Here is an 8,150-nt window from a genome sequence, read left to right as displayed (position 1 = left end):
AGTCTGGAACGGGAAGTGGTCTGTTTAAAACCCAGTATTTCTGAAATTTCGGCGTGATCGTATCCTTCAACCAGATACAACTGCACTACATAGCGGTATTTATCCGGTAGCGCTTCGATGGCTGTTTTCACTTCCTCTAACTGCACTTCCCGGTCTACGGTCCAGTCGGGCTCCTCAGAGAGGGTCAGCCGGTGTTCCTCCAGCTCAACAAAATGCTGCTTGCGCGCTTTCAAAAAATCAATACTCCCATTCACTACAATCCGTTTTAACCACGCCCCGAAGGTGACATTCCCCTGAAATTGGTCTATTTTACGGAATGCCCGAATAAAGGCTTCCTGGGTGATGTCTTCAGCATCTGCTGAATTCTTTACAAATCGCATGGCCACACAATACATTCCATGGGCGTATTTTTTATAAAGCGCCAGTTGTGCTTTGCGGTTATTCTTCCGGCATTGCGCAACCAGGTCTGTGGATATCAGTTCGCGGGTTTCCAGGGTATTTGTCTTTAGTTACCACTCATATAGACGAGTGAAGAAATGCAGTGTTGCAAAAAAGGCTACATTTAGAGTATCTTTTTTATTTCCCTTTGAAGCAAGTTACTGTAAAAAACAAGCATCTTTCCCTGGAAGTACTGGAATACGGGGCGATCATCCTGAAACTGAAATTTCGCACGTTTGGGAATTCATGGACTGATGTAAATGTCTCACTCGACTCACCGGAAGACTACCTGAACGACCCTTTGGCCATTGGGGCCTGCGTCGGACGGTACGCAGGAAGGCTCTCCGGGGGAAATCTCAACCTGGACGGAAACTCTTTCCCCCTTACCCATACCGATGGGATTACCCTTCACGGAGGAGACCGGGGTTTCTCCAGGCGATACTGGACCCTTGAGCATGTAGGTGAAAGCCCCGAAAAATCGGAAATTATCCTGAAATACAGGAGCGAGCACCTGGAAGAAGGATTCCCGGGCACTCTGGACGTGACCGTTACCTACACCCTTTTAAAAAATACCCTCATTATCCGCCATGAGGCAACCACGGACAGACCCACAGTTGTAAACCTGACCAACCACACCTATTTTAAAATAGATTCCCAACCCCTGATCGCACACTACCAGTTGCAGATCAATGCACATAAAAAAGCTGAAACTGACTCGCGGCGGTTGCCAACGGGCCGGCTTCCGGGGGTAATGGGAACAGCCTATGATTTTTTGGAGGAGCGCCCCCTGGGGGATTTTACTATGGACACCCCCTTCCTACTGGATGCAAATCGCGATTTTGCAGCTCGTCTGACCTCCTCCGTCTCGGGAATTCGCCTCACGGTACACACGAACCAACCCGGTTTAGTTGTCTATACTCCGGAACATTTTGCAGGGATCTGCTTTGAGACTCAGAATTTACCCGACGCGCCCCGCTTTGACCATTTTCCGGATGCGCGCTTAAATCCGGGGGAAACCTATGTGAACGAATCCCACTTCGTATTTGAGTCCCTCCCTTAAAGCCCTGAAGTCTTCGGGATACTATAAAAGGCTCCTTATCTGAGTTCTTTTCCGTCCATCAATTTCCTACCTTAGGGGTTCAAACTGTATAAACAATGAAAATACTCAAATGGATCCTCGGCATTTTAGTGGTTCTGGCACTTCTGTTTTATTTTGTCGGCCTGCCGGTCTTAAAGCAACAGACCAAAAAGGTCAGCCCCGAAAAAACGGCGTATTACGAGGAAAATTCCCTGACCCTTTCGGTAACATATTCCAGCCCTTCAAAAAAAGGGAGGACAATTTTCGGAGAACTCGTACCCTACGGTAGCGTCTGGCGAACCGGAGCCAATGAACCTACCCGGTTTACAACGGCCACCCCCCTGAATATAGGAGGCCAGTCCCTGCCTGCGGGGGACTATTCCCTGTGGACCATACCCGGGAAAGAACAATGGACCGTTATATTCAATAGTGAAATTGCCGATTGGGGCGTGACCCTACTGAGCGGGGGCAGCGAGACGACCCGAAAACCAGAATCGGATGCCCTGCAAATTATTGTACCGGTAGAACGACCGCCCGGGGTCGTAGAAAATTTCGATATTTCCTTTGTTGAGGATGATTCAGACAAACGCGTATATATGCAATTGAGCTGGGATACCACACGGGTGAGTGTCCCCTTAAATTAGACCCTTTGAAAAAAAGTGCCTTAAAAGCCCGACAAGAAGCGGCGGCAAGACTGCAGTTGCGGAAAGAAACGGTGGACAACTCAGCAATTATCGCCGGTATTGCCGCTTCGGATACAACGGCGCTTTCCCGGGCTATTACCCTGATAGAGAGTACCCGCCCGGAGGATGAAATCCGCGCCGGAGAACTCGTGGAATCCTGCCTCAATCGAGCCGTGCCCGGTATCCGGGTAGGTATAACAGGCGTCCCGGGAGCGGGAAAGAGCACGTTCATCGAAACCCTGGGGCTCTATCTTGTCGGCCAGGGGCATCGGGTGGCTATCCTGGCTGTGGACCCCAGCAGCAGCCTGAGTAAAGGCAGTATTCTTGGGGATAAAACCCGGATGCAGGAATTAAGCCGGAATCCGAATGCTTTTATCAGGCCTTCCCCGGCAGGGGAATCCCTGGGCGGTGTCGCCCGGAAAACCAGGGAGAGTATTACCCTTTGTGAGGCCGCAGGTTTTGATATCATCCTGGTTGAAACTGTAGGTGTGGGCCAGAGCGAAGTGGCCGTTCACGGGATGGTCGATTTCTTTCTTTTGTTAAAAATCGCCGGGGCCGGCGATGAACTCCAGGGCATCAAAAGAGGTATTGTTGAAATGGCCGATGCCGTGGTGATCAATAAGGCAGATGGCCCGAACCTTGCAGCCGCCGAAAAAGCAAAAGGTATTTTCACAAGTGCGCTTCACCTCTATCCACCTAAGGAAAACGGCTGGTCTCCCCCCGTTTTACTCTGCTCTTCCACGGAAGGGAGTGGTATTGCCGAAACCTGGCAAATGATAGATGACTATGCCTCCTCCTGCCGTGCCGATGGCAGTTTTGAAAAAAAGAGGGACAATCAAAACATCCACTGGTTAAAGCAGCGTATTGAATCGGCTTTAACCGCTGACTTCTACAGGAATCCAAAAATCCAAAAGGCTTTTCAGACCTTTAAAGACCGGGTGATCCGGAAAGATTTGAGCCCCACTAAAGCTGCCCATGAATTGCTGGAGATGTACCGCCCGCATGACAAAGGCCAACTCTAGCAGGATGTGTATGGAAAAAACTACCTTTAAACCGGAATTAAAACGAATTCAATGCCTGTCCTGACCGATGCGCTTCTTTCCATAGTTGTCCCTTTGTATAACGAGGAAGAAAATGTGACCCTTCTCACCGAACGAATCCACGAAAGTCTGGAGGGGTACAATTATGAGATCGTCTATGTAGACGACTTTTCAACCGACCGCACCCGCAAGGTGATCACAGAACTGAAGGATCCGAAAGTCCATTTGATTTCCCTAAAAAAGAACTACGGGCAGAGTCTCGCCCTGGCAGCCGGACTGGATTACGCACATGGGGAATATATCGTTACCATGGACGGGGATTTGCAAAACGACCCTTCAGATATCCCGGGGATGTTGCCTTACGTGCTGAGCGGTGAATACGATGTGGTCACAGGGATCCGGCAAAAACGCAAAGACTCCCTGGTCAAAAAGATCCCCTCCAAAATCGCCAACTTTATGGTCAGAAGGGTTACCAAACTCGATATAAAGGACAATGGTTGTGCCCTAAAAGTATTTACCCGGGATATTGCCAAAGACATGAATCTGTACGGGGAAATGCACCGGTTTATCAACCTGCTCGCCTATTTGGAAGGGGCCCAGATAAAACAGGTGCCCGTAAAACACCACGCGCGTAATGCGGGCGTTTCAAAGTACGGCCTGGAACGGGTATTTAAAGTAGTGGCCGATATGATGCTGCTGCTTTTTATACGCAAGTACTTTCAGCGACCCATACATCTTTTCGGAATTATTGGAGTGCTGATGATCCTGCTCGGGGTGGGTATCAACATCTATCTGCTTATCGTTAAATTCGGCTTTGGACAGGATATCGGGAACCGCCCTTTATTGATTTTCGGACTGATGTTTATTTTAGGGGGAATCCAACTTTTCACCATTGGCATTGTCATGGAATTGCTCATCCGAACCTATTATGAATCACAAAACAAGAGGCCGTACCGCATCAAAAACGTCATAATTGGTGGGGAAACTGCGTAAAAAAGGACTCGCCTTACTCAAAGCGCTTTTCAGTGCCCTTTTGCTCTATCTCATTTTTACCCGCATTCCGTTTTCGGAAGTTTGGGAAGTGCTTAAAAAAGCAAACCCCGGGTATCTGGGACTTGCCCTGATCGCTTTTGGCGTATCTAAATGGATTGCAGCACGCCGGCTTAATCTTTACTTCGAAAGAATTGAAGTCCCTTTAACCGAACGGAGCAACCTGCAATTGTATCTGCTCGGGATGTTCTATAACCTTTTCCTGCCCGGGGGCATTGGAGGCGATGCCTATAAGGGCTATCTGTTGCATCGAACCTTTGGGGCTTCCGGGAAACGACTGGCTTCGGTCCTCCTCCTCGACAGGGTTAGCGGCCTGGCTGTATTGTTTCTCTACAGTTTTGTTATCGTGCTTTGGATGGCCCTGCCGGAGCTCGAGGCCTATCAACCCGGGCTCTGGCTCCTCCTGCCCCTGGGAATACTCGTTTACTGGGCCATTCACCGTAAAGTATTTCCCCTCCTGCAACCCGTGTTCTGGCCTGCACTGGGGTATTCAGCACTTGTGCAACTGGCCCAATTGATTTCAGTTTACCTCATCCTGATGGCCCTGGGGGTGACTGACTCCGTAATGGAATATCTGCTCGTCTTCCTGATCAGCAGTATTGTGGCCGTTCTGCCCATTACGATCGGCGGTATCGGCAGCAGGGAACTCGTGTTTTTCTATGGGGCACAATGGCTGGGACTCAATGAGGGAACCTCCATCGGGATTAGTATGACCTTTTTCCTGATCACGGCCCTGGTATCCCTCACGGGAATGTGGTATCATTTTAAAAAACCGGACCTCGAATTACGGTTTTTGCCCGGGGATTCGGACTAAATAGCGTTTGCGAAGTACCTCTGACCGTGTTTCCGGGTTTAGAAAACGACCCTGTAAGCGGGAAATCCGAAACTGATCCACGGTGTATTCAGTATCCCACCGAACCCCGGCATCCCTGAGTTTTTCCAATTCCTTATCGTCAGTATAAAGCCATAAGGGTTGTGAAGCTTGCGGCAAATCTGTAATATTTACAATCTCGAGGGGTTTGCCAAAATAGAAATCCAGGGCCCAGGTATGCTGGTCGGAAAGCTTGTAAAGCGTGTAGGGCTCCAGAGACTCGGCTCTAATACGCTCCGCCATGGCAGACCCCCCCTGATATTCCAAAAGGGAAGGATAAAAATGACCGTTTAAGACGAGATTCAACAGAACACTCCCATAAAGGCTGATCCCCATAAGCCGAACCATGGGATCGCCCCATTTTAAAAAAAGAAAATACCCCAGTACCACCCCAACTATTAAAAGGATATACCCGAGTAAAGATCCCAGTGGGAAAACCCAGAAGATTATCCCCAAAACAGCTGCACATACAAGGCTGTATATTCCCAATTGCACAGCCCCCGCCTTCCTGAGCTTTTTAAACGCCTCTTCCCGGTATAACCCGTCCAGGAAGGAAGCGGTAAGCACGGCAAACAAGGGAATGGTAATATTGAGATAGTGGGGAAGTTTGAACTGCGCAAAACTGATGATCAGAAAGATGCTGCAAATTCCTCCTGTGGTGAGAATTTCACCTTTTCTGGAGGTAGGTGTTCCTCCATGTACAGGGCCATTTTCGGACTTGTCCTTTTTAGAGGCACCCCGAAATCTTGCCCATAGGGCCCATAAACCCATGAGCGTCCACGGCAGAAAGACCCAGAGAAAGGTGTGAAAGAAAAAGAAATAGTCGCTGCTGTTTTTCCCTATTCCTTCTCCGCTCAGACGTTCAAAACTCTGTTCCCATAAAATAAAAAACACCCCGCTGCGCTCGTTCTTCCCCCGGATTATTTTTTCGGGGTGCAGGTCGAACTGATGGTAGTACGCATATAAAACAGGGCTGATCACCAGGGCGAAAGTGAGGAGTCCCAGGAGAATTTTGGGGCTCCACAACCGGTGCCAACTGCGGGAATAGATCAATTGGCAGAGCAACGGGAGCCCGATGACCAAAAGGGCGATCTGCCCCTTTGTGGAAAAGGCTAACCCGGCCCCAGCCGCCCCGAGAAGCAGTGGAGTGAGTGCCCCCTCTTTGAGATAGCGGTACAATTGCCAGATTGCAAAAACGGCGAAACCGGTCAGTACGGCATCGGTCCGGACATCGATCACGGACAGGACTATGGTCTGCGCACTCATAAAAATCAGGGCTGCAATCCTGCCTGTGTTTCGGGTATAGAGGGCGCTGCCCAGGCCGTAGCAACTATAGGCTCCCAGAAAGGTCGCCAAAAGGGCCGGGATACGGTATGCCCAGTCGTGCAGGCCAAAGAGCGAATAAGAAAGGGCGGCGAGCCAATAGTGCAGGTGGGGTTTATCCAGATATTCCTCCCCCCCTTTCCACAAATTCAGGAAGTCCTGTTCCTGAACCATACGCATAGCCATTACGGCAAACTGGGCCGAATCATTCTCCATCAAACGGGCAAACAAACCCACGAGATAAACCCCCGCAAGCCCCAGGAATGCAATCCAAAAAAACCGGCCCCTGATCATTTGAAAATGTTTTGATCCGCTTTCTTATACAATTGGGCAAAAAGCCATCCCAATAAACCGCCGGCGAGAAATCCGGTTGCAATATCCAATGGGTAATGTACCCCGAGATAAATGCGGCTATAGCCGACCAGGAGAGCCCATAAGATCAACAACACCCCCCAAAGACGCCGGCTCTTCCCCCAGAATACAGTAAAGAAAGCGGCCAAACCAAAGGCATTGGCCGCATGGGCCGAAAAATATCCGAACCGGCCGCCACAGCTGCTCTTGACCAATCGCACCAAACCCTCCAACCCGGGATCATAACAGGGTCGCAACCGCTGTACACCGTATTTGAAAAACCCGGAAAGCTGATCTGTGGTCGTGATAAGTAACCCGATAAATACCAGGAAGAGCAGCACCCTTTTCCAACCCAGCTGTCGGGAAACGAGAAAAAGGAGTAACGCGTAAAGCGGTAACGCTCCCCACTTATCGGAAAGAAACAGCCAGAAAGAATCCCAGGACGGGGTCCCGAGTTGATTCAGGTATAAAAACCAGTCCTGGTCTTTTTCTATGAGGGCCTCCCACATATCACTCTTCGTATCGGGCTACTTCCCGGTCGTAAAATTCGGTGGCTTCCCCAATGAGGCGCTCCGCTTCAGCGGCGAGTTCGTCCCGGTCTTCATCCGAGAATTCTTCCATCCATTCCACTTCGTCATTTTCAAGATTGAGAACAAAACGGGGGAATTCCGTATGAACGATAAAAATGGCTGAAGGGAAATCTGTATTGTCTCCGAGGAGGAATTTTGGTAGTTTCATCTACACGGGTATTTAACTTAAAGGCTCTTACCCCCGGGCCCCGGGAGGGGCTCCAACAGGCGCTGCGTCATAAACCTAAAGCGAAGATACAACATAATTGAAGAGGCCGTAAGCCCGAGCAAAAGCCCGATCCAGATTCCGGTACTCTTTAGCGGGGTGTGCAATCCCAGGTAAAAAGAAACAGGGAAGCCAATACCCCAATAGGCTATGAAAGTCAGCAGGGTCGGGACTTTCACATCCTGTAGGCCTCGCAGCGCTCCCAGAACGACAACCTGTACCCCATCTGATATTTGAAAAAAGGCGGCAACCAGGAGAAGTCGGGCTGCAATGGCCAATACCTCCATATTGTCTGCCTGGTTGGCCACATCGCTGACATCCAGGTAGACGGTTGGGAGGATATTCCGGCCCAGGAGGAACAATACGGCAAATCCGATCTCAAGGATTATAGTCATCAGAAAAATAGAGGTCGCTACCCGTTTGAGTTCGGGGTAGTTCCCGGAGCCTTTTTGATTGCCCACACGAATCATGGCTGCCACCCCAAGCCCCATTCCAAACATAAAGGTCATGCTACTCAGGTT

At 49.9% G+C, this 8,150-nt stretch carries 10 protein-coding genes; 5 read left to right on the top strand and 5 right to left on the bottom strand.

The window, feature by feature from the left end; genetic code table 11:
- Nucleotides 1-395 (bottom strand): RNA polymerase sigma factor (locus WBV75_RS05495; RefSeq protein WP_424119641.1); only part of this gene is annotated, 395 nt, incomplete at its 3' end.
- Between the two features lie 191 nt (nucleotides 396-586).
- Between WBV75_RS05495 and WBV75_RS05490 the strand changes: the two genes are divergently transcribed.
- The 5 genes from WBV75_RS05490 (at nucleotide 587) to WBV75_RS05470 (ending at nucleotide 5,103) form a co-directional block, all read left to right on the top strand.
- Nucleotides 587-1,498 (top strand): aldose epimerase family protein, encoded by a 912-nt coding sequence (locus tag WBV75_RS05490; RefSeq protein ID WP_424119640.1) that lies wholly within the window; start codon nucleotides 587-589, stop codon nucleotides 1,496-1,498.
- A 95-nt stretch (nucleotides 1,499-1,593) separates the two neighbouring features.
- Complete coding sequence (locus WBV75_RS05485; protein ID WP_424119639.1) at nucleotides 1,594-2,160, top strand: DUF2911 domain-containing protein; 567 nt, start codon at nucleotides 1,594-1,596, stop codon at nucleotides 2,158-2,160.
- 5 nt (nucleotides 2,161-2,165) lie between these two features.
- Nucleotides 2,166-3,221: a methylmalonyl Co-A mutase-associated GTPase MeaB gene (gene meaB, locus WBV75_RS05480; protein ID WP_424119638.1), complete on the top strand. Its 1,056-nt coding sequence runs from the start codon at nucleotides 2,166-2,168 to the stop codon at nucleotides 3,219-3,221.
- A 51-nt stretch (nucleotides 3,222-3,272) separates the two neighbouring features.
- Nucleotides 3,273-4,232: a glycosyltransferase family 2 protein gene (locus WBV75_RS05475; RefSeq protein ID WP_424119637.1), complete on the top strand. Its 960-nt coding sequence runs from the start codon at nucleotides 3,273-3,275 to the stop codon at nucleotides 4,230-4,232.
- On the top strand, nucleotides 4,216-5,103 hold the full coding sequence (locus WBV75_RS05470) for a lysylphosphatidylglycerol synthase transmembrane domain-containing protein (RefSeq protein WP_424119642.1): 888 nt from the start codon (nucleotides 4,216-4,218) through the stop codon (nucleotides 5,101-5,103). Before WBV75_RS05475 ends, WBV75_RS05470 begins: the two co-directional genes overlap by 17 nt.
- Here WBV75_RS05470 and WBV75_RS05465 read toward each other — a convergent pair.
- The 4 genes from WBV75_RS05465 to WBV75_RS05450 all read right to left on the bottom strand — a co-directional run.
- Nucleotides 5,074-6,777: an ArnT family glycosyltransferase gene (locus tag WBV75_RS05465; protein WP_424119636.1), complete on the bottom strand. Its 1,704-nt coding sequence runs from the start codon at nucleotides 6,775-6,777 to the stop codon at nucleotides 5,074-5,076. The two genes, WBV75_RS05470 and WBV75_RS05465, sit on opposite strands and share 30 nt — an antisense overlap.
- Complete coding sequence (locus tag WBV75_RS05460; protein ID WP_424119635.1) at nucleotides 6,774-7,343, bottom strand: phosphatase PAP2 family protein; 570 nt, start codon at nucleotides 7,341-7,343, stop codon at nucleotides 6,774-6,776. Before WBV75_RS05460 ends, WBV75_RS05465 begins: the two co-directional genes overlap by 4 nt.
- A 1-nt stretch (nucleotide 7,344) precedes the next feature.
- Nucleotides 7,345-7,572: a hypothetical protein gene (locus WBV75_RS05455; protein WP_424119634.1), complete on the bottom strand. Its 228-nt coding sequence runs from the start codon at nucleotides 7,570-7,572 to the stop codon at nucleotides 7,345-7,347.
- Between the two features lie 17 nt (nucleotides 7,573-7,589).
- Nucleotides 7,590-8,150 (bottom strand): MATE family efflux transporter (locus WBV75_RS05450; RefSeq protein ID WP_424119633.1); only part of this gene is annotated, 561 nt, incomplete at its 5' end.

Origin of the sequence: Robiginitalea sp., assembly GCF_049588695.1 — a bacterium.
Taxonomy (GTDB): Bacteria; Bacteroidota; Bacteroidia; order Flavobacteriales; family Flavobacteriaceae; genus Robiginitalea.
Note: the sequence above shows the minus strand (reverse complement) of the source record. Positions and strands in the feature narration are given on the sequence as shown.